16 protein-coding genes are annotated in these 22,450 nt (G+C 69.2%); 11 read left to right on the plus strand and 5 right to left on the minus strand.

Features of this window, described 5'->3' with window-relative positions; translation table 11 throughout:
* Window positions 1–247: 247 nt before the first annotated feature.
* The 7 genes from AB0M45_RS03130 to AB0M45_RS03160 are packed head-to-tail and all read left to right on the plus strand — an operon-like array spanning window position 248 to window position 8,557.
* On the plus strand, window positions 248–1,297 hold the full coding sequence (locus tag AB0M45_RS03130) for a 3-oxoacyl-[acyl-carrier-protein] synthase III C-terminal domain-containing protein (protein ID WP_364322309.1): 1,050 nt from the start codon (window positions 248–250) through the stop codon (window positions 1,295–1,297).
* Between the two features lie 8 nt (window positions 1,298–1,305).
* Complete coding sequence (locus AB0M45_RS03135) at window positions 1,306–2,220, plus strand: hypothetical protein (protein ID WP_364322311.1); 915 nt, start codon at window positions 1,306–1,308, stop codon at window positions 2,218–2,220.
* A complete protein-coding gene (locus AB0M45_RS03140; protein WP_364322313.1) occupies window positions 2,217–3,890 on the plus strand; it encodes a fatty acid CoA ligase family protein in 1,674 nt (557 codons plus the stop codon). The genes AB0M45_RS03135 and AB0M45_RS03140 overlap by 4 nt, the downstream gene beginning before the upstream one ends.
* Before the next feature lie 6 nt (window positions 3,891–3,896).
* Window positions 3,897–4,178, plus strand: coding sequence for a hypothetical protein (locus tag AB0M45_RS03145; RefSeq protein WP_364322315.1), 282 nt, complete (start codon window positions 3,897–3,899; stop codon window positions 4,176–4,178).
* Window positions 4,175–5,221 (plus strand): NAD-dependent epimerase/dehydratase family protein, encoded by a 1,047-nt coding sequence (locus tag AB0M45_RS03150; RefSeq protein WP_364322317.1) that lies wholly within the window; start codon window positions 4,175–4,177, stop codon window positions 5,219–5,221. The genes AB0M45_RS03145 and AB0M45_RS03150 overlap by 4 nt, the downstream gene beginning before the upstream one ends.
* Window positions 5,222–5,246: 25 nt before the next feature.
* Window positions 5,247–6,446, plus strand: a complete 1,200-nt coding sequence (locus tag AB0M45_RS03155) for a peptide synthetase (protein WP_364322319.1) — start codon at window positions 5,247–5,249, stop codon at window positions 6,444–6,446.
* Entirely contained in the window at window positions 6,443–8,557 is a 2,115-nt protein-coding gene (locus tag AB0M45_RS03160; protein ID WP_364322321.1) for an MMPL family transporter, read from the plus strand. Before AB0M45_RS03155 ends, AB0M45_RS03160 begins: the two co-directional genes overlap by 4 nt.
* Before the next feature lie 165 nt (window positions 8,558–8,722).
* Here the strand turns inward: AB0M45_RS03160 and AB0M45_RS03165 are convergent, their stop codons facing one another.
* Complete coding sequence (locus AB0M45_RS03165; RefSeq protein ID WP_364322323.1) at window positions 8,723–8,902, minus strand: hypothetical protein; 180 nt, start codon at window positions 8,900–8,902, stop codon at window positions 8,723–8,725.
* Window positions 8,903–9,006: 104 nt separating this feature from the next.
* Between AB0M45_RS03165 and AB0M45_RS03170 the strand changes: the two genes are divergently transcribed.
* Entirely contained in the window at window positions 9,007–9,558 is a 552-nt protein-coding gene (locus AB0M45_RS03170; protein ID WP_364322325.1) for an NUDIX domain-containing protein, read from the plus strand.
* A gap of 33 nt (window positions 9,559–9,591) precedes the next feature.
* Here AB0M45_RS03170 and AB0M45_RS03175 read toward each other — a convergent pair whose 3' ends face one another.
* On the minus strand, window positions 9,592–10,488 hold the full coding sequence (locus AB0M45_RS03175) for a helix-turn-helix transcriptional regulator (RefSeq protein ID WP_364322327.1): 897 nt from the start codon (window positions 10,486–10,488) through the stop codon (window positions 9,592–9,594).
* Window positions 10,489–10,650: 162 nt separating this feature from the next.
* Between AB0M45_RS03175 and AB0M45_RS03180 the strand changes: the two genes are divergently transcribed.
* The 3 genes from AB0M45_RS03180 to AB0M45_RS03190 are packed head-to-tail and all read left to right on the plus strand — an operon-like array spanning window position 10,651 to window position 13,000.
* The gene (locus tag AB0M45_RS03180) at window positions 10,651–10,785 is read left to right on the plus strand and encodes a hypothetical protein (protein WP_364322329.1); all 135 of its coding nucleotides are present in this window, start codon (window positions 10,651–10,653) and stop codon (window positions 10,783–10,785) included.
* Between the two features lie 15 nt (window positions 10,786–10,800).
* Window positions 10,801–11,937, plus strand: a complete 1,137-nt coding sequence (locus tag AB0M45_RS03185) for an alpha/beta hydrolase (protein ID WP_364322331.1) — start codon at window positions 10,801–10,803, stop codon at window positions 11,935–11,937.
* A 46-nt stretch (window positions 11,938–11,983) separates the two neighbouring features.
* Window positions 11,984–13,000 (plus strand): zinc-dependent alcohol dehydrogenase family protein, encoded by a 1,017-nt coding sequence (locus AB0M45_RS03190; RefSeq protein WP_364322333.1) that lies wholly within the window; start codon window positions 11,984–11,986, stop codon window positions 12,998–13,000.
* Window positions 13,001–13,200: 200 nt separating this feature from the next.
* Here the strand turns inward: AB0M45_RS03190 and recD are convergent, their stop codons facing one another.
* The 3 genes from recD to recC all read right to left on the minus strand — a co-directional run bounded on the left by recD (window position 13,201) and on the right by recC (window position 22,125).
* Entirely contained in the window at window positions 13,201–15,108 is a 1,908-nt protein-coding gene (gene recD, locus AB0M45_RS03195; RefSeq protein WP_364322335.1) for an exodeoxyribonuclease V subunit alpha, read from the minus strand.
* The gene (locus tag AB0M45_RS03200) at window positions 15,105–18,434 is read right to left on the minus strand and encodes a UvrD-helicase domain-containing protein (RefSeq protein WP_364322575.1); all 3,330 of its coding nucleotides are present in this window, start codon (window positions 18,432–18,434) and stop codon (window positions 15,105–15,107) included. Before AB0M45_RS03200 ends, recD begins: the two co-directional genes overlap by 4 nt.
* Before the next feature lie 316 nt (window positions 18,435–18,750).
* Entirely contained in the window at window positions 18,751–22,125 is a 3,375-nt protein-coding gene (gene recC, locus AB0M45_RS03205; protein WP_364322337.1) for an exodeoxyribonuclease V subunit gamma, read from the minus strand.
* Window positions 22,126–22,450 lie beyond the last annotated feature (325 nt).

Below are 22,450 nucleotides of genomic sequence, written 5' to 3' on the forward strand. Positions count from 1 at the left end.
GGTCTCGAATGGAAAACACCGCGATAAACCGATACGTGCGATCGAATCGCACTGATGCGAACGCCATAGCCAGCCGGTCACCAGTTGGCGATACCTCGCGAAACATCTACGCCGGGACGTGATTCCCGTCTCAGACGGATCGGTCACCGTACCTATAGCCATTCGTTGTTACTGTCGGGTAGTGTCAATCTCACCGACGATCAGAGTCGATCCGGAACCGTATATGTCAACGATTTCAGGAGCGCTCGTGTCCCATTCTCGCTTCGAATCCATCGGCGCCTATCTGCCCTCGAATGTCGTTACCACCGAGGAGCTGCTGTCCCAGATGAAGGAACCCCCTTCATTCGATCTGGAGAAAATCACCGGCGTCCGTGAACGCCGGCGGCGTGATACTCGACCGGAAAGTCACGAAGACTCGTTCACTCTGGCCATGAAGGCTGTCGAGGACTGTCTATCCAGGTCACAGTATGGTCCAGAGGATATCGACGTGATCATCTACACCTCGATCTCACGGAGCAAGCATGCCTCTCGCATGTATATGGAGCCTTCGTTCGCCTTGGGGATCAGCCGTCTTATCGGCGCCAAGAACGCCATTGCGTTCGATATATCCAACGCGTGTGCCGGGATGCTCACCGGCACCTACATCCTAGACCGGATGATCCGCTCCGGCGCCGCCCGTAACGGAATCGTCGTCAGTGGTGAAGCGATTACCGCAATCGCCGACACCGCGGTCAACGAGATTTCCGAGAAATATGATCGGCAGTTCGCTTCGCTGACTGTCGGCGACTCCGGATGCGCCATCGTCCTGGACCAGGCCGTCGATGAAAACGATGTTATCCACTACATCGAAATGATGACGGCCGCGGAATACTCGCATCTATGCCTCGGCATGCCGAGCGGCAAAACCCAAGGCATGGCGATGTACACCGACAACCGCACGATGCACAACGAGGACCGTTTCCTGCTCGGCACCAATACCCAGCGCAAGTTCCTCGAGGCGCGGGGCAAGACCTTCGCCGACGAGAACTTCGACTACGTCATCCACCACCAGTTCGGCGCCTCCGCCATTCCGTGGATGAACGCCATCGCCGAGCGCGAGCTGGGCACCCCGATGCCGCCGGATCTCCGGGTCATCGACAAGTATGGAAACACCTCCACCACTTCGCATTTCATGGTGCTGCACGACCAGCTCAGCCAGCAGAACCTCCCCGCGGGTTCGAAGTTGCTGCTGATCCCGGCGGCCTCCGGCATCGTCACCGGGTTCGTGTCCACCACCATCTCGTCGCTGAAGGTCTGAGGTCAGTCATGAGCGTGCGCATCAAGTCGACCGGCGTCAGCCGGGCCGGCGACACCCACAGCATCATCGAGCACACCGCCCGCGCTGCCAAGCAGAGCCTGCAGCGCGCCGGAATCCGTTCCGATCAGATCGGCCTGCTGATCAACGCGGGCATCTACCGCGATTCGAACATCGTCGAACCCGCGGTGTCGGCTCTGATCCAGAAGGCGGCCGGCATCGGTCTGGAATACGCCAAAGACGACCCGAGGACCTTCTCGTTCGATCTGATGAACGGGGCGGTCAGCGTGCTCAACGCGGTTCAGGTGGCCACCTCCGTCCTGGAGACCGGCAGCGCCGAGCATGTGCTGATCGTGTCCGGCGACACCCATCCGTCGATGACCCGCTACATCGCCGACGACGAGTTCCCGTACGCCGTCTCCGGCGCGGCATTGTTGCTGGAGCGGACCGACGAACCGGTCGGCTTCGGCACGGTGCATGCCGTGAAGGGTGAAGGCACGCCGGCGGTCGAGGGCTATCTCGAGACCTCGACGATGGGCAACCGGGGGCGCGGCCTGATCACCGTGGTACGGGAGCCCGGCTTCGAAGACCGCCTGCTGGCGGTGGCCGTCGACGCAGCACGCCTAGCGCTGGCCGATTCCGACCACGCCTCGCTGAGCGAGATCGCGCTGATCGCGTCGACGCCGAGCCCGGAGTTTCCGAAGCAGCTGGCCGCCGCCCTCGGCATCGACCAGCGATCGGTCCGCACACCGGATCTGCGCTACGGCGACCCGCACACGGCCACGCTGCCCACGGCGTACGACCGGGCGATCGCGGACGATAGCTTCGCCGAGTACCGCCAGGTGCTGTTCGTCGCGGCGGGCGCGGGCCCGGCGGCCGCGGCGGTGCTGTACCGGTTGCCCGTACTCGCCGGGGCGCCTGCGTGACAACGGGAACCTACTGGCAGGCCATCGATCGGTTTCGTGCGGTCGTCCGCACTGATCCCAACCGTGTGGCGGTTCGCTACGCGGACGGGGTCGACCCCGATGGCCTGCCGGCCTACCGGCACCTTACCTATCGCGAGCTGGACCTGTGGTCGGAGACGATCGCCGAACGGCTGGCCGCGACGGGCGTCGGTACCGGGACACGCACGATCGTGCTGGTGCTGCCGAGCCCGGAGCTGTACGCGATCATGTTCGGGCTGATGAAGCTCGGGGCGGTGCCGGTGGTGATCGACCCCGGCATGGGCGTGCGAAAGATGTTGCGCTGCCTGCGCGCCGTGGATGCCGAGGCGTTCATCGGCATCCCGCAGGCGCACGCGTTGCGTGTGCTGTTCCCGCGCAGCTTCCGCACCGTCCACACCGCGGTCACGGTCGGCAAACGCTGGTTCTGGCGGGGCGAATCGCTGCGGGCATGGGGCCGGACCCCCACTGGCCCGGTGCCGCCGAGCCGTCCCGCCACCGAGGACGACCTGTTGCTGATCGCGTTCACCACCGGCAGCACGGGACCGGCCAAAGCCGTGCGGATGACCCACGGCAACCTGGCCGCGACGGTCGACCAGGTGCACATGGCGCGCGGCGAGGTCACGCCGGAGGCTTCGCTGATCACCCTGCCGCTGGTCGGCGTGCTCGACCTGCTGCTCGGCTCGCGCTGTGTCCTGCCGCCGCTGATCCCGAGCAAGGTGGGCGCGACCGATCCGGCGCACGTGGTCGACGCGATCCAGAAGTTCGGCGTGCGAACCATGTTCGCCTGCCCGGCCGTGCTGATCCCGCTGCTCGAGCATCTGCGTGCCCACCCGGCCACGCTGACGTCGCTGGAGAGCATCTATTCCGGCGGGGCTCCGGTGCCGGACTGGTGCATCGCGGGGCTGCGCGAGGTGCTCGACGAGGACGTGCAGGTCGTCGCCGGGTACGGATCCACCGAAGCGTTGCCGATGTCCACCATCGAATCCCGCGAACTATTGGACGGACTGGTCGAGCGGGCGCACCGCGGCGAGGGCACCTGTATCGGCAGACCGTCCTACCAGCTGCAGGCGCGGGTCGTGGCGATCACCGACAATCCGATTCCGACCATGGCCAGGGCCGAGGAACTCGCCGGCGAGCTGGAAACAACCCGCGGCATCGGCGAACTCGTGGTCGCCGGGCCGAACGTCAGCACCAGCTACCACTGGCCGGAGCAGGCGAACGCGCAGGGCAAGATCGTCGACGGCGATCGGATCTGGCACCGCACCGGCGATCTCGCGTGGATCGACGAGCAAGGACGGATCTGGTTCTGCGGACGCAAGAGCCAGCGGGTGGTCACCGTGGACGGGCCGATGTTCACCGTTCAGGTCGAGCAGGTGTTCAACACCGTCGCGGGCGTGGCCCGCACGGCGCTGGTCGGGGTCGGCCCGCGTGGGGCGCAGCGGCCGGTGCTCTGCGTCGAAATGAAGCCGGGCGCCGACCCGGACATCGTCGAGCCCGCGCTGCGGGCCCACGGCACACAATTCGAAATCACCAGGACCATCGCCGATTTCCTGGTCCACCCGTCCTTTCCGGTCGATATCCGGCACAACGCCAAGATCGGGCGCGAACGACTCGCGTTGTGGGCGGCCGAACGGCTCGGAACGGACGCATAAAAGAAAATGAAAATTACTGCATTTCGGGCAATTCCCGTACTCGGGTGGCTGTATTTGGCCGGCGGCGCGCTGGCCGCGGCAACCGACCGTGTCCCGGACAGCCGGCTGCTGCGCACGGTGTGGTGGATCGACGCGTTCCTCAGCATCGTGGTGCACGCGGCCCAGATTCCGGCGGCCCTGCGCGCCGCCGAGGGCTCGGGCCACAGTCGGCTCGAGACCGCGGTGCTGACGCAGATCTTCGGCTTGACCTGGTGGCGGACTCAGCCCGGCAAGGAGAAAGAGCAATGAGCAAAGTTCTGGTAACCGGCGCGTCCGGATTTCTGGGCGGGGCGCTGGTGCGCAGGCTCGTGCGCGACGGCGAGCACGACGTGACGATCCTGGTGCGCCGCACCAGCAACCTGGCCGACCTGCGTGACGACATCGACAAGATCGAGCTGGTCTACGGCGATCTCACCGACCCCGCCTCGCTGGAGGAGGCGACCCGCGGCGTCGACATCGTGTTCCACAGCGCGGCGCGGGTGGACGAGCGCGGCACCAGGGAGCAGTTCTGGAACGAGAACGTCCGGGCCACCGAGCGGCTGCTCGAAGCCGCCCGCCGAGGCGGAACCGGACGTTTCGTGTTCATCTCCAGCCCGAGCGCGATGATGGACTACTACGGCGGCGACCAGCTCGACGTCGACGAATCGGTGCCGTACCCGCGGCGCTACCTGAATCTCTACGCGGAGACCAAAGCCGCGGCAGAGCGAGCCGTCCTGGCCGCCGACAGCCCGGGCTTCCGCACCTGCGCCCTGCGCCCACGCGCGATCTGGGGCGCGGGCGACCGGTCCGGTCCGATCGTGCGGATGCTCGGCCGCGCCGGTATGGGAACACTGCCGGACCTGTCCTTCGGCCGTACCGTCTACGCCTCGCTCTGCCACGTCGACAACATCGTGGACGCCTGCGTGAAGGCGGCGAACTCGGACGCTGTGGGCGGCAAGGCGTATTTCGTCGCCGACGCCGAGAAGACCGATGTCTGGCGTTTCCTGGGCGAGGTCGCCACCCGGCTCGGGTACCGGCCACCGACCCGGAAGCCCAACCGCACGGTGATCAACGCGGCGGTGCGCGTGGTCGAGACGATCTGGCGCATCCCGGCCGTCGCGACCCGCTGGTCGCCTCCCCTGTCGCGCTACACCGTCGCGCTGCTGTCCCGCAGCGCCACCTACGACACCACCGCCGCCGCACGAGATTTCGGCTACCGGCCGATCGTGGACCGCGACAGTGGACTGGCCGACCTCCTGGCATGGCTGGAAACCCAAGGCGGTCCGGTCGAGCTCACCCGGAATCTGCGCTGAACACCCACCGGTACCGGAGGCCAGGATGAGCAACGCCACCGTCTTTCGCAGGAAGATCACTTCCACCGAACGTCTGTACTTCTCCACGCGCGCGGTGACTCCACCGTTCGTCATGCACATGGCCGTCCACGGCGACGGCAGCCTGGACCCGGCGGCGTTGCAGCGGGCCGTCGACGTGGCTTCGGCGGCCAATCCCGGTGCACGCCTGGTCCGCGACGGTGACGAGTGGGTGGACTGTGGTCTGGCCGCCGGCGTGCGCCACGTGCCGGGCTGGTCGCTGAACTACGCCGCGCTGGAGAACGACGCGGTGCTGAACACACCGATCGGTCCGACGCCGGACCGGACCACCGAAGTGCTGCTGCTCACCGGCGAACAGACCACCATCGTGTTCCGCGCCTTCCACGGCGTGATGGACGGGATGGGCATGCGCCTGTGGGTGGACGACGTGTTCCGCGCGCTGCGCGGACACCCGCCGATCGGCGCGCCCGATCCGATCGCCGACGCCGAACTCGTGGCAAGGATCGGCGCGCCCGGCAAACCGACCCTGGTGCTGCCCACCTTCAAGGCGGCGACCGGACGCGGCCGCCAGAATCGGGCGGCCCCGCGTTGGCTACTGCGCCACCGCACGATCAACGCGACCGGAAAGGGGATCGTCGCACGGATAGCGGCGATCCTGGCCGCGGAGTCGGGTGCCGAGTCCCGTTTCATGATTCCGGTCGACCTGCGCAGGCACGACCCCGTCCTGCGCTCCACCGCCAATTTGGCGCTGCCGCTGTTCCTCGACGTCTCCCCGAGCGAGAGCTGGGAGACGATCAGCGGCCGGATGCGCGGCGGGCTGCGGGAACGACGGGAGCTGAACCAGCTCGACAATGGCCGCCTGTCGAAATTCCCACCCGGCGTGATCCGCGGGGTGCTGCGCACGAGCAACTGGCTCGGAGCGCGACTGAACCGCAACATGGTCTCGGCCACCGTGTCACACATGGGCACTATCGATCTGGACGAGATGACGGTGCCCGGCTGGACGCCGACCAGTGTACGGTTGCTGCCCCAGCACAGCGGCGCGATGCCGCTGCTGTTCACCATGATCGAAGCGCACGGGAGGCTGGAGCTGACCGTCTCCTGCCGCAATGGCTCCGGCATCGAGGCCCGGTTGGAAGTGCTGTTGGACAAGATCGCCGCGCGGCTGGAGGCCGAGCTGGCGATGCCCGCGGTGGTCGCGCGATGACCGCCCCGATCCGCGTCGTCCTCGCCCGGCCCCGCATCGTGCTCGCGATCGTGGCCGGGGTGATGCTGCTGGCCGGTCTGCTCGGACTCGGAGCGTCCGACAAAGTCACCGCGGCCGGTTTCGTCGATCCCGGCAGCGAGTCGGCGCGAGTGGACGAGTTGGTGAGCGAGCACTTCGGCCCGCAGAATCCCGACGTGGTCGTGCGGTACACGGCACCGGAGGGACAGACCGTCGACGATATCGGCGCCCGCGTCCAAGAGTCGCTGGCCCGGATCGACCCCGCCATGATGCAACGACCGATCGAAACCTACTGGAACGCGGGGTTCGCTCGGAAGCAGTTCCTACGGTCGGCGGACAATCGGCACGCTCTCGCGGTGGTGTATCTCGCCGGTGACGCCAACCAGCGCGTCAGCGCGTATCCGGACATCGAACCCCAGCTCCGGGTTCCGGGTATCGCGACCGATCTGTCCGGCTACAGCGCGATCTCCACCGAGATCAACGAGCAGTCCCAGCGCGATCTCCTCCGGGCCGAATCGCTCTCGCTGCCGCTGACGCTGGGGATCCTGGTGGCGGTGTTCGGCGGGTTCATCGCCGCGTCCTTCCCGGTGGTGGTCGGCGGCCTGACGGTGCTCGGCGCGATGGGCGCGATCCGCGTGCTCGCCGAAGTCACGGAGGTGAGCACGTTCGCGGTGAACGTCGCCTCGCTGCTGGGGCTGGGCATGGCCATCGACTACGGGCTGTTCCTGGTCACCCGGTTCCGCGAGGAGGTCGCCGACGGACACGACGTGAAGTCCGCGATCACCCGCACCTACGCCACGGCCGGCCGCACGGTCACGTTCTCGGCGCTGCTGCTGATCTGCGCGTTCGCGGGCACGTTCGTCTTTCCGCAGGCGGTGCTGCGATCACTCGGCATCGGCGCGATCACCGCGGTGGCGCTGGCCGCCGCGCTCTCGCTCACCGTGCTGCCCGCCCTGCTGGTGCTGTTCGGCGCGCGCATCGGCAGTGCGCGGGCCACCGATCGCGCCGAGCGGTTCTGGGGACGCTTGGTCGACCGTGTGCTGCGGCGGCCGGGTCTGGTGACGGTGGTCGTCGGCGCCATTCTGCTCCTGCTCGCGGCTCCGCTGACCGGACTGCGGCTCGGCGACATCGATCATCGCGCGCTGCCCGAGGGCAACGAGATGCGCAGTACCGTCGAGGAACTCACCGCGCAGTTTCCCGCGGCGGGCAGCGGCGTCACCGCCGTGCTGCACGGAGTGGACGGCCCACCGCAGTCGGCCGCCGTCGACGCGACCGCATCCGCGCTCGGCAAAGTCGAAGGTGTGCGGCAGGTGGTGCAAGTGGGCCGCGCGGAGGACTTCGTCGTGTTCCACGCGTTCCTGAACAGCACCGACCGCACCGAAGCAGCGGGTGCGACAGTGCGTGGCATGCGCGAATTGGCTCCGCCGGACGGCACGGTCATCTGGATCGGCGGCGATACGGCGGCCACCGTGGACAGCGTGCGCTCGATCGTCGCGCGAATGCCGTGGATGATCCTCGTCATGGTGGCCGCGACGATGGTGCTGCTGTACGCGGCGTTCCGCTCGATCGTGTTGCCGCTCAAGGCCGTCGCGATGGCGTTCCTGAGTTTGGCCGCCACGTTCGGCGTGCTCAGCTGGATCTTCTGCGGCGGACACCTGGCCGGTGTGCTCGGCGTCAGCACCGGAACGATCACCGCGGGCATGCTGGTGCTGATCCTCGCCGTGGTGTTCGGGCTTTCCACCGACTACGAGGTGTTCCTGCTGTCGCGCATGGTGGAGGCACATGACGCGGGCGCCGACACCGCCGCGTCGGTACGACTCGGCACGGTCAAGACCGCACGGGTCATCACCGCGGCCGCCACCCTGCTGGTGATCGTCACCGGGGCATTCACCCTGTCACCGCTCGGCCCCATGCGGTTCCTGGGCCTCGGGATGATCATCGCCCTGGTCGTGGACGCCACCCTCGTCCGGATGCTCCTGGTCCCCGCACTGGTCCAGCTGATGGGCCCGGCGAACTGGTGGTCGCCACGCCGCCGTCGCCTCGTTCCAGCCACCGTCGACCGCATCGAGGAGAAGACCCCGACCACCGCCTGACGCACGCGCTGGTGGCCGTCGCCGCGACGGCCACCAGCTCGCCAGTCAATCAACGCGCTCACCTATCGACTACGAGTCGACCCTCAACGCCGCCCCCGAAGCAAGCTAACCTTGTCCACTTTTTCGGGGGAACCCCACTTCACCGGGCCGGGACTACACCTGGCACTACGCCAAGCTGGTGGCCACCGCGGGCCTCATCAGGGGTGAGCAGCGTCCGGTGCTGTTGACCCAACCGAAGCGGTTCGGCGCCTCCCGCCTGCCGCGCAGTTTCCCGCCCCCAACCCGCAGCATGGGACTGATCGACGTTATCGGCTCGGCGAGCGACATCTCGTGGTCGGGCTGCACCCTGATTCCTTCGATGACATTCCCATCAAGCGGTCCACACTGTACTGCTGGCCGAGCGCTGCGCGGAAATCGACCGTTCAGGCTCCCCCTGCCACCACGCAACCTTGAAACTGCCTGTCTGGCATCGCGGCAAGAACCTGCCGCTGGTCGACCGCCACATCGAAGCAATCCGCAGAGTCATCACACACCACACAGAACTGAAGGGATACGAATTGATGATCGAGACCACGCTCTTGCAGAAGCTGGCCAGTGCGGCCGACCGCGACGGCGTGCAGCAACTCGTCGTCGGAGCCGTTGTCCAACACGGCGCCAACATACTGCTGCTGCAACGGCCTGCCGACGACTTCATGGGCAGCATCTGGGAACTGCCCAGCGGCAAAGTTGATCCCGGCGAACCCCTCGACCAAGCGCTGATCCGGGAGGTCAAGGAAGAGACCGGGCTCGACGTCGCCGCTATTCGCGACTACCTCGGCGAATTCGACTACCAATCCGGCGGTGGCAAGAAGAGCCGCCAGCTCAACTTCACCGCCGACGTGACCAGCTCCGAGCCAGTGCAGCTGACCGAGCACGACGCCTATACCTGGACCAGTCTGGCTGAAGAACCCCCGGTCACGGATGCGGTGAAAGAAGTCCTCCGCCGGTACCGCGTGTCATAGTCGGCCAATCACCGACGGGCGCGGCGGAGGGGGTCAGTGTTCGGGGCGAGCAGGTATGGAAGCGTCGGCATCGATGGTGGCGAATTCGGTGGCGGCCCAGGAGGCGAGTAGCCGCATCGCCTCCTCGGAGGCCGAACCGGGTTCGGCGGTGTAGATGGTGAGGGTCAGACCAGGCTCGGCCGCCATTTCCAAGCCCTCGTAGGCGACGGTGAGCACGCCCACGATCGGGTGGCGGAAGGTCTTGGATCCGGTGCCGTGGTGGCGCACATCGTGCGCGCCCCAGCGCCGCCGGAATTCGACACTGCGTGTGGACAGTTCACCGATGAGGTCGTGCAGATCCTTGTTGTGCGGGTCGCGACCGGCCTCGGTGCGCAGAATGGCCACGACGACGTCGGCGGCGGCGTCCCAGTCGCGGTGGAACGCCTGAGCCCGCTCGTCGAGGAAGGTGAACCGGGCCAGGTTCGGTGGCTGACCGGGCATGTCGTAGACCTCGGTGTAGAAGGCGCGGGCCAGCCGGTTGACCGCTACCAGGTCCATGCGACCGTTACGCACGAACGCCGGACCCGCGGTGACGGCGTCGAGAACCCACTGCAGGCTGGCATGCGGCGCCCAGGTTTTCGGGCTGCGCCGCCGCGGTGGCCGGGCGACGGGGCTGGCGGCGTGCGCGAGGTCGAACAGGTGCGCGCGTTCGGCCTCGTCGAGGCACAGCGCTTTGGCGAGGCTGTCGAGGACCTCGGGCGAGGCGCCGCTGAGGGCGCCGCGTTCGAGCCGGGTGTAGTACTCCACGCTGACTCCCGCCAGGGCTGCCACCTCGCTACGGCGCAGCCCGGCCACGCGGCGATGGGTGCCCGCGGGCAGCCCGACCTGTTCGGGGGTGACCCGGGCCCGGCGCGAGGTGAGGAATTCACGGACTTCGGCTCGGTTGTCCATGCACCAAACGGTAGCGTCCGGCACCACCAGCAAACAGTCCCTGTCAGTACCTGCATCAACCGGGACTCCCACCTTCGCGCCGGAGGTGATGTCGTGGACATTGTCAGCAATCATCGAGCACCCGGACTCTTCCGGAGTGATCACGATTCCAACGAAAGGCCGATGACCGCGACCACCGAACGCGCCCCGCGGGTCAGCAGCGCCCTCGCGACGGCGCTGATGCTGCTGACCATTTCGGACCCATCTCGATGGACCTTCGGCGAGCCCGCAGCCACACCACCGCTCACTCAGGTATGACAAGGAGAGATCCACATGCGCACCACGCGTGATACCCACCGGCAGACCTTGACGACAGGTCGGCGCTTCCTGCGCCGGGGCGTGCTCGAAGTGGCCGCCGCCGCGGTCGCGGTGAGCGTTCTGGCCGCCACCGGTTGCAGTGCCTCGCCGCCGCTCGCCGACTCCCCGACCGGGGCGACACCGAATCTGGCATCCGGCGACATCTCCCGCGGTGCGGACAACTTCTATACCAGTGACCGGGTCACGGTCGAGAAGGTGTCGTTCACCAACCAGTACCGGATGACCATCGTTGGAAATCTATTCGTCCCCAAAGGTCTTGACCGCCATGCGAAGACCGCCGCGATGGTCGTCGGAGCGCCCATGGGCGCGGTCAAGGAACAGAGTGCGAACCTGTACGCCACGAAGTTGGCCGAGCAGGGCTTCGTGACGTTGTCCTTCGACCAGTCCTTTTGGGGTGAGAGCGATGGCCAGCCGCGCAGCGCCGTCGCGCCGGACATCTATGCCGAGGCGTTCAGCGCGGGCGTCGACTACCTGCGCGCCCAGCCCTTCGTCGACACCGAGCGGATCGGCGCCCTCGGCATCTGCGGCAGCGGCAGCTTCGCCATCAGCGCCGCCAAGATCGATCCACGCATCAAGGCTGTCGCCACGGTCAGCATGTACGACATGGGGGCGGCCAACCGCAACGGGTTGCGGCATTCGCTCACCCTCGAGCAGCGCAAGAGCATTCTCGAACAGGCAGCTCAGCAGCGTGATGTCGAATTCGCCGGTGGTGAAACCGCTGCCAGCCCCATCGGAACTCCGGAGGAGCTGAACGATGGCTCGACTGCCATCGATCGCGAGTTCTACGACTTCTATCGCACGGCACGAGGGAACAGCCCCAACACCACCACGCACCCCACGCTGACCAGCAACGTGAAGTTCATGAACTTCTACCCGTTCACCGACATCGAGACGATTTCCCCTCGCCCGATGCTGTTCATCGCGGGTGAAAACGCTCATTCCCGAGAATTCACCGACGAGGCATTCCGACTCGCCGGTCAACCCAAGCAGCTGCTCATCGTCCCGGGAGCCGGTCACGTCGATCTCTACGATCGAGTCGATCTGATCCCCTTCGGCACGTTGACCACGTTCTTCCGCGACAACCTGAACTGACTCGGAGACCGAACTCCGCACCGACCACCGAAGGAGCTGAAACATCATGCGAGGCACCGTTATTCACGCACCAGGCGATATCCGCTTCGAGCAGCTGGCCGACCCGGTGATCACCGCGCCGACCGACGCGATCATCCGCACCGTCGCCACCTGCGTATGCGGGTCGGATCTGTGGCCGTATCGCGGCCTCGACCCCGTCGATCACGCCCACCCGATGGGACACGAATACGTCGGTATCGTCGAAGAGATCGGCGACCAGGTCACCACGATCACCCCGGGACAGTTCGTCGTCGGCTCCTTCGCGACCTCTGACAACACCTGCCCGAACTGCCGCAACGGCTACCAATCCTCCTGCGTGCACCGCGAATTCATGTCCACCTGCCAAGCCGAGTACGTGCGCATCCCGCACGCCGACGGCACCCTCGTCGCGACCGACGACCAGCCCGACGCCCAGCACATCCCCAGCCTGCTCACCCTGTCGGATGTGATGGGCACCGGATGGTACGCCGCGGTCGCGGCCGAGGTTGGTCCCGGCTCCACAGCGGTCGTCGTCGGTGACGGCGCGGTCGGCCTGTGCGGGGTACTCGCGGCTCGCGAACTCGGCGCCGAACGCATCATCGCCATGAGCCGCCACCCCGACCGGCAGAAACTCGCCACCGCGTTCGGTGCCACGGACATCGTCACCGAACGCGGCGACGACGGTATCGCCCGGATCAGGGAAATGACCGACGGCATCGGCGCGGACTCGGTCCTCGAATGCGTCGGCACCGCCGAATCCATGAATCAGGCGCTGCGCTCGACCCGCGCCGGCGGCAATGTCGGCTTCGTCGGCGTCCCCCACGACGTGCAAATCTCCGGGGAAGACCTGTTCTTCTCCCATGTCGGACTACGCGGCGGCCCGGCACCGGTGCGCCGATTCCTGCCCGATCTCATCGACCGCGTCCGCACCGGCCGCATCGACCCCGGCCAGGTCTTCGACCTCACGCTGCCCCTGGCCGAGGTCGCCGAAGGCTACCGGGCGATGGACGAACGCCGCGCCATCAAAGCCCTGCTCCAACCGTGACCCTGATCCGAGCCCATCCCATCGACAGCAGACAACCCATGAAACCCGTTTTCACCGGCAGTCGCCGCACCACCCGGCTCGGCACGGCGGCTCGCCCTCGCCCTCACGCTCCTGGCATCCGCCTGCGGCGAACCCACCCTCAACGAATCCACCGCTCGGCGGACTCCGGCCACCGAACGAACCGACCACCCGCGCGATTACTACCGGGACCCAATTACGGGTTCTGCTTCCCGGCGTGACAGTCCGCTGGCGCGCAGCACCCGGCGCGCAATACCCGCGCGGATGGACTCGTCGGTTCCGATGATCCGCACGTGCCGGCGGGCCCTGGTGATCGCGGTGTAGAGCAGTTCCCTGGTCAGCAGGGTCGATTCCGGCTCGGGCAGCACGATGGAGACGGTGTCGTACTGGCTGCCCTGGCTGCGGTGGATGGTCATGGCGAAGACCGTGACGACCGCGGGGAACTGGGTGGGATGCACCAGATACGGTTCGCTGCCGCGTTGCAACGCCGCCCGCAGTGAACCGTCGGGCATGCGCACGACGACGCCGGTGTCGCCGTTGTAGATGCGCGCCTCGTGATCGTTCGCGGTCACCAGCAGCGGTTGGCCGGGGTACCACGGGGCCTGGTGGGCGTCGGGGCCCGCTCCTCCGGCGGCGGCCCACTCGGCGGCCATCCGGTCCCAGCGTTCGACGCCGAAGGGTCCTTGGCGGTGCGCGCACAGCAACCGGTGCGATTCGAGTGCGCTGAGCGCGGCCGCCGCGTCCCCCTCGAGCGCCGCGCCGGTGACCGCGGCGGCGGCGCGGACGACGTCGGCGCGCACCGCGGTCAGGTGATCGGGCGCGGCCAGCGACAACTCGTCGCCGCCGGTGCGCAACAGCTCGACGGCGGTGTCCGCGTCACCCGCCCGCACGGCGACGGCCAGGTCGGCGATGCGGCCGCCGAACCTGCGGCCACGAGTCAATCGCACGATGCCGCCGCGCAGCCGGGTCCGCTCCAGCGCGGTCAGCGCTTCCGAATGATCCGCGGCTGGGGTTTCCTGGCCGAGAATCTGGTCGAGGACCGGGTTCGGGGTGGTGGCGACCGGTCCGGCGACGAGGTCGGCGAGCACGGCGCCCGCGTCGACCGAGGCGAGCTGATCCGGGTCGCCGACCAGGATCAGTCGGGTGTCCGGGCGCAACGCGGCCAGCAGCCTGCTCATCATGGTCAGCGAGACCATCGACGTCTCGTCGACGACGATCACGTCGTAGGGCAGGCGGTTGAACTCGTGATGCCTGAACCGGGTGCCACGCCCGCGTTGCCAGCCGAGCAGCCGATGCAGGGTCGCGGCGGTGAGATCCGGGAGTCCGAGCGAATCGGCTTGTTCTCGAACGGCTTCCTGCAAGCGCGCGGCCGCTTTGCCGGTCGGCGCGGCCAGCGCGATGCGCAGCGCGGGCAGCTTGGGCTCGGCCTCGCGGTGTGCGACCAGCAGCGCGATGATCCGCGCGATCGTGTGGGTCTTTCCGGTGCCGGGCCCGCCCGCCACCACGGTGGTCCAGTGCGTCGCCGCGAGTGCCGCCGCCAGCCGCTGGCGATCCGGCGCCGCGCCCACCGGTGCGTCGAACAACCGGTCCAGCTCGCTACGCACGATCCGCGGATCGACTACCGGGTGCTGCGCGGACCGCTCGGTGAGCACCCGCCGGATCGTCTGCTCCTGCCGGTAGTACCGATCCAGGTAGAGCAGCGGGCCGGAATCGCCGGGCCCTTGGGATTCGACCAGCCGCAGCGGCCGCAACGGCCCCGCCGGTCCGCCGCACACCAGCGGGCTGACCCGCAGCGCGGCCACCACCGCCGCGATATCCGGCCACGGCAGCGTCGCCGGATCGATGCCCGCGTCCCACGTTTCGTCGGCATCGACGCCGATCTCCCGCATCCGGTGCAGTTCCAGGCACACCGAGCCGGAGCGCACCGCGCGCACGGCCAGCGCCGCGGCGAACAGCACCTCTTCCGACGATTCCCGGCCCAGCCTGCCCAGCCGCAGCGCCACGTGCACGTCGGCGGCCGACAGCACACCCGCCTCGTTGAACGTGCGCAACAGGCCGGTTCCCCGCTGCGCCACCTGAATCGAGGTCATCGCCCGGCCTCCCCGGCCAGCAGCGCCGACAGTGCGACGACCAGATCGGCGGGCGGATACCAGTCGAAGACGCCACAACCGGACGGCGTCTCCGGCCCGACCATGCCGCGCACGAACAGGTATCGAACGCCACCGAGATGGCGCGCCGGATCGTAGCCCGGCAGTCGCCAGCGCAGATATCTGTGCAGCGCGACCGAATACAGCAGCGCCTGCAGCGGATAGTGAGAGCGCAGCATCTCGGCGGCCATCCGGTCGCGCGTGTAATGCGCGACGGTGAGATCGCCGATGCCGAGCCGGTTGGTCTTGTAATCGACGATGACGAACCGCGGCGCCGCGTCATCCAGGATGCGCAGCACCGCATCGATACTGCCGGTCAAGTAACCGCGCAGCGGGATGTCCTCCAGTGCCGCCATCAGGTCCGCGTACGCGTACAGGTCGTCGTCGGCCGGTAGATGCGCGCGCAGCAGGTCGGCGATCCGCCGCAGCGTGGCCGCGGTGGCGACGGTCCGGTCGCCACCCGCCAGCGGCAGTTCGAATTCGAGTTCGGTGAGGCGGTCGCGGCGGGCGACGTCGGCCAGGCAGCCGTGCCCGAGCGGTGTACGCAGCACCGCGAGCAGCGCGGCGGCGAGCTGTTCGTGGTCCACCTCGGCCATCAGTTCCGCCACCGCCTCGCGGCACCGGTCGCGTACCTCGGCCGCCAGATCGGCGCGATCGGTGTCGATCCGTTCCAGTACGCCGTGTACGAGCGTGCCGAATTCCGCGCCGTAGGGCAGCGCGTTCATCAGCGAGGCGGCGCCGGTGGGCTCCGGCTCGGACGCGCCGATCGTCGGTGCACCCGGGGGCTCGTCGCCGGGATCTCCGGTGTCCTCCGGTTCGCTGTCGGTCTCCAGTGCCGGTCCGTGCGCCGACGCGGTGAGCGCCGAGTACGACGTGCGCCGCCACTGCTGGTCCAGGACGCGGTCGAACCGCGCGGCCGCCAGCTCGCCGAGGCCGGATTCGGTACGCACCCGCCGGGTCGGAACGTCGTCGCTCGCGGCCACCGCCGTCACCGAGACAGCCGCTCCCGCGTCCTGGGCCCAGGCCGAAAAGGCCGAGGCGGCAGTGGCATCCGCGGGCACGGCGGCGCGCGCGGCGACCGCGGCGGCGCGGTCGGCCCGCCCGAAGACCATCCGGTGCAGCGGGGAAGCCGCGGTGGTGATCGCCGGTGCCCACCAGGCGACGATCTGGCACATCGCCCGCGTGAGCGCGACGTACAGCAGCCGCAGCTCCTCTCCCGCCTCCTCCGCTTCGCTGCGTGCCTTGCGTTCGGCATAGCCCGCCGCGTCCGGCCCGCCCACGTCGAGCACGCGCGCACCATTGTCGTCGTGGAACAGCAGCGTCGCGGGGTACGGGTTCTTCGCGCTGTCCCAGGCGAAGGGCAGGTAGACGACCGGGAATTCCAGTCCTTTGCTGGCGTGCACGGTCGCGATCTGCACGGCGGCGGCGTCCCGGTCCAGCCTGCGGCTGCGGTCGGCGACGGCACCGGAGGCGGGATCGCGCACCCGGTCGGCCAGCCATCGGGTCAGCGCGGTCAGCCCGAGTCCTTCGGTGAGCGCGACCTGGTCGAGCAGCTGCGCGATGTGCCGTAGGTCGGTGAGCCGGCGCTCCCCGTTCTCCACGGCGAGCAGCCGCTGCGCCAGGCACGCTTCGGCGGCGATCTTCTCGAAGACGGCCGCGAAGCCCGCGCGGGTGAACAGCCGCGCGGCCTCGCGCAATTGCGCACTGACCCGCCCGACGAGATCCGCTCCCCCGCTATCGATCTCGGCCGCGGTGACGCCGAGCAGCGGGGTGCACGCGGCCAGCCGCACCCGGTCGCCACGGTGCGGCTGTTCGAGCGCGCGCAGCACCCACAGCCAGTCGGTCGCGCTGCTGGTCGCGAAGACGCTGGTGCCGCCGGCGAGTACGGAGGCAACGCCGACACGGTCCAGCGCGGCGCGCACCACCTCGATCTGCGAGCGGGTCCGCACCAGCACCGCGATGTCACCGGGTCCGATCAGCCTGCGCGCCGCGTCGCCGGACAACGCCTCGCTCGAATCTGCAACCCCTACACCGGGTTCCGCTTTCACATCGAGCAGCACGCCGGATTCCAGCAGGCGGACGATGTCGGCGGCCAGGTCGTCGGCGACCTTGGCTCGCATGCGGCCGACGGACGGGAACCCGGACTTGTTCAGTGGTCCGGCACCCGTGCGGGGCAGGCACCGCACGCGCATCGGGGTGATCAGCTCATCCGGACCGGACAACCGCGACCACGCCCTGGTCGGGGTGACCTGATGCACGCCGATTTCCTTGTGCCCCAGCTCGGCACCGCCCTGCAGGTGGTCCAGCGCGGCCAGCAGTCCTGCGTCGCTGCGCCAGTTGGTGGTGAGCTCCTTGCGGGTGTCGGCGTGCGCGACCGCGTCCAGGTAGCTGAGCACCTCGGCGCCGCGGAAGGCGTAGATCGCCTGCTTCGGGTCGCCGACCAGGACCAACGTGGTATGTCCGTGGAACGACCTGCGCAGGATGTCCCATTGCAGCGGGTCGGTGTCCTGGAACTCGTCGACCAGGGCGACGCGGTAGCGTGCGCGGATGCGGCGGCACGCGCGGGGGCCGTGCTCCGGATCGGCGAGCACGTCGTGCAGCAGCACCAGCAGGTCGTCGAAGTCGCGCAGCCCAGCCAGCCGTTTGCGTCGTTCGGTCTCCGCGCGGACGGCGTGCGCGAATGCCACCCGCTCGCTCGCATCGGACTCGCCGTCGGGGACGAGCGCCGCGTGCCGGTCCCGCACCGCGGCCAGGGCGAGCGAGCGGGCCTCCTTCACCGGGAACGGCGGTTCGGCGCGCGCGTATCGGTTGAGATACAGATCGTCGACGACCGTGGCGACCAGGTCGTCCACGTTTTCCACCAGCCGGGTACCGGGATCGTGTTCTCCCGCGAACCCGAGTTCGTCGAGCATCCGCTGACAGAAGCTGTGCGTGGTGGCGATGGTGCCCGCGTCGAAATCCGACAGGGCGGTCAGCAGGCGCCTGCGCCGCAGGCGCACCTGCGCTTCGTCGGCGTCCGCCAGATACCGGACCAGCTCGTCGGCATGGGCCCGCGCCGCGTCCGGGTCGGCCAATCCGGCGGCGACGGCGACGAACCGGTCGCGGGTTCGTTCCCGCAGCTCCTGGGTGGCGGCGCGGCTGAACGTCACCAGCAGCAGCTGGGACACCTCGATACCGGCCTCGGCGACGTAGCGCACCGCGAGCCCGACGATGGCATGCGTCTTGCCGGTGCCGGCACTGGCTTCCAGCACGGTCGTTCCGGTCGGCAAGGGCCCGTACGGCTCGAACGCGGCGGCGGTGTCGAACCCGGGCGCGGTGAAGGAGGTTTCCTGGACGGTCACGCGTGCCTCCCTCCTGCGCGGCCGGACGTCACGCGATCTGTGGACGTCGCGAACGTGCGGTGGATCGGCCACGCCGCGCCGAGCGGATCCGAAGTGCCAGCCGGATACGACTGTCCGAGCTGCCATTCTGCCGTGCACCCGACCGCGCAAGGGCGACCAACACGCGCCATGGCGGTGGTGGATTCCAGTGCTCCGCGCCGAAGCGCGCCCGACGGGTGGCGCCGCCGGGCCGCGTCGTGACCGATCACGGCTGCCCCTGGCTTTCCGCGGCCAGCAGCGGAGCCCAGATCCGCCGGGCCAGCGCGCCGAAGCGGGTGGTCTCACCCGGCTCTCCCGCAAGTGCGGGCGCGGCCATGAGGTCGCCGAGCCGGGGCGCCGGGCCCCAGACGTAGCGCAGGTGGCGGTCGGTGTGGTCACCGAATGGCCCGGGACCATTGGGGCCACCGTTGAATTCACGCTCCGCCGCGGCGATCGCGTCGCCGGTATCCGCCCCGCGGAAGCGGCGTTCGGCGTAGACCGCGGTGGCGGTGGGCGCGACGGGCAGCGGTTCGGTCAGCCCCGCGTCGCGCAGCGCGACGAGCTCGCGCAGGATCTCCCCGGCCACCGGCGGATCGGGCGCGGTGAGCTCACAGCGCCATGCGGGACGGCCGAATCGGCCACGACCGGTGCTCACCGCGCGCCACGACCGGTCCTCGGTGACGGCGAGGGCCAGCAATGAAACCCACGCGCCCACACGGTGTTTCGGAGCGAGCCGGGAGAACGTGGTGCGGACCAGCGTTTCGCCGCGCACCTCCGGCACGGTGCCGGTGAGCCTGCGTCCGTTGCCCAGATCCACCGCGATGTCCACGGCGCGCGGGGTGCCCGCATAGTCCGCCTGCGCGACGCGCACCAACCGGTCCACCGTGTGCTCGACCTCGTCGAGCACGGCCGCGCCGAAACCGAAGGGCGGCAGGGTGCCGCGCCGCCATTCCGCCGCCCGCAACCCCGCCGGATCCGCGCCGGTCAGGCGGGCGGCGAGCAGGCGCTCGCCCAGTTCCCACTTGGCGAGGCCGTCGAGTTCGATGGGCAGCCGGTCGGCGATGTCCTCCTCGTGCTCCGGGACGCGCAGGCCGAGACGCTGCCACAGGAATGCGCGCACGGGATGCTCCGCGAACGAAATCAAGTCGGCCAGCGCCACATCCGTCTTTTCGGCGGGCGGCAGCGGCGTGGGCAGGAACGCGGGACGCGGCTGCGCGGGACGCCCGGACGCGTGCGCGCCCGCCAGCGCCGCGGTGTCGAAACTGAACGGACGCTCGGCTCGGAAATTGCGGCGGTCGAAGTCTTGCAGCGGATGCCGCGTGACCACCTCCTCCATCGCCGCGGCGCCGACGTGCGCCCGCAGCGCGTCCAGCAGTTCGGCGACCGGGATGGCGGGCGGCCGGTGCGCCCCGCTCACCGGATCGGCGCCGGTGTGCAATACCAGCAGCGTGTCACGGGCCGCGAGAACCGCGTCCAGCAGCAGCTGCCGGTCCTCGCCGCGCGGATCCCGTTCGCCCAGCAGCGGTTGCCTGGCCAGCAGGTCGTCACCGTCCGCGCCGCTCGCGCGCGGGAACACCTCGTCGTCCAAGCCGAGCAGCACCACCACCCGGTGCGGCACCGACCGCATCGGCACCATCGTGCAGACGGTCAGCTCCCCGGTACGGAAGTTGGCCCTGGTCGGCCGCGCGGCCAGCCGCGAACGCAGCAGCACCCCGACGTCGGCCAGCCGCAACGACACCTCGCCCGCGTGCTCGGTGGCGGCGGCGAGCTCCTGCCTGGCCTCGGTGCGCACCCACGCCTGGGCCTCCGGCACGTCGGTCAGCAGGTCCAACGCGCGGCCCAGCGCCGCCGCCCACTCCTGCGCGGGCCGCGGACCGCGCAGGTCGCGCAGGCACACCGCGAGCCGGTCGATGAACTCGGCGAAGCGTCCGGCCAAGTCGACGTCGTTGCTGTCCACGTCGTCCAGTGGCAGCGCGAGATCCAGCCAGTCGTCCGAGGTTTCACCCGCGGTGACGCCGAGCAGAATCCGGTCCACCGCGCTGTTGAGTGTGTTCTGCGCGAAGTCGGCCAGCCCGAACGCCTGGCGCTGGCGCTGCCCGATCCCCCAGCGCGCGCCGGATTCGGCCGCCCACTCGCGCAGCCGTTCGATGTCGTCGTCGTCGAAACCGCAACGGCGCCGGACGGTTTCGGCCGCCGCGAGGTCGAGCACCTGGGTTACGGTCACCCTGCCGTCGGCGAGATCCAGCAGCACCCCGATCACCGCGAGCAGCGGATTGGTCACCCCGCGCCCCCGGTCGGCAAGGCGCACCCGCAGCCGATGCGCCGGGTGATCCGAATCAGCCTGCGCCTCAGGCGATCCCGGCGTCCGCTGCCCGAACGCGGCGCGTACCAGTGGCGCATACGTCTCTACCTCAGGGCACATGATCAGCACGTCGCGCGGCTCGAGTGTCTCGTCGGCCGCGAACAGCCCGAGCAGGCATTCCCGCAGCACCTCGACCTGCCGCGCCGGACCGTGACACGCGTGCACCTGCACGGTGCCGTCCGCGCCGACCGCTCCTGGCACCGGCGGCCATCGATCGGCCCGGATGCCCGCGTGCAACGCACGGAGCAATGTCGTGGGCGAATCCCCTTCCGGTGCAACATTATCGGTCCCAGCCACCGCGGCGGAACAGTGGGTGTCGGAGCCGGTGGCCGCGAGATCGTCCAGCCGCTGCTGGAGCTCCCGGACGTCGCGGGCCAGTCCCGCCAGAAGCGGATGCGACACAGCCGCGGCGCTGCGATCCTCGGCACGGGTCCGCGCCGCGGGCATCCGATCCAACCGCGACCACAGGACGGGGCTCGGATGCGCGAGCCACAGGTGGATGTCGCGAGCGGCGGCCAGGGCCGAGAGCACCGCGAGCTGGTCGCTGGGGAGCCGGGTGACCCCGAACAGCGACACCCGCGGGGGGAGCGGGACCAGATCCGGTTGCGCGCGCAGGCGCGCGCAGGCGGCCTCGAGTCGCTCCGCCGGGCTGGGCGCCCCGATCTCGGCGCGCAGCCTGCGCCAGAGCATGGGTTGCCAGAGCAGGTCGTCGGGCACCGCGGCGCCCGCGCCGTCGGTGTCCCGGCCCGCCGCCCACTCGGTGATCAGTGCTGGGCGCTGGGTGCCGTAGCTGTCGAACAGCGCGGCCACTTCGGCCGCGGTCGCGTAACGCCGACCGACACGGTGCTCGCGGCCCGCGCCTGCCGGCGCGCCCAGATGCCTGGCCAGCACGGCGCACCACGGCTCCGGCAACGACGCGTCGATCACCCGCAGCAGGGTCCACACGGCCCGTTCCTGCGTCCACGGGTCGTCCTCGGGCGCCACCCCGCTCGCCGCGGCCAGTACTTCGGCGACCAGCGCGGCCGGTGACGGAAAGGCGATGTTCGCGCAGACACCGTCGGCCGAGTCGCCCGCCCCCAGCACCGCCGAGAGCGTCTGCGTCAGCCAGCGCTCCACGCCTTTGGCGGGCACCGCGACCACCTCGGCCGCGAACGGGTCCTCCTGCGGCGACGACAGCACCCCGGCGAGCGCCCGGGCGAGGACGTCGGCGCGCTCGGCACGGTGGATGTGCAGCGGCATCTGCGCCCTCTCGGTCGATTGGTGCCGGGCTGCGCTGGCCTCGGACTTCGTGCACGTTTATACGCCCGGCGACCGACGCGCAATCGCACCGCCCCATCCGGACACGAGTGAAATAGACCACACGAGAACGGATTACTCCGTCGTGTCACGCGGGCTCCGCGCGACCGATGTGCGACAGTGCTGCACCGGGGAGGGACGAGAGCTGCACCGAAAGGCTGGTTCGCGTTCATGGATGCGATGGTGATTCCCCTGGTTCCGAGAGGCGGATTCACAGTCCGCCGGGTCGGTGACCGTTGGGAGCTCGTCAACTCGCGCCACTACGGTC

The organism is Nocardia sp. NPDC051787, from assembly GCF_040681325.1.
GTDB lineage: Bacteria > Actinomycetota > Actinomycetes > Mycobacteriales > Mycobacteriaceae > Nocardia.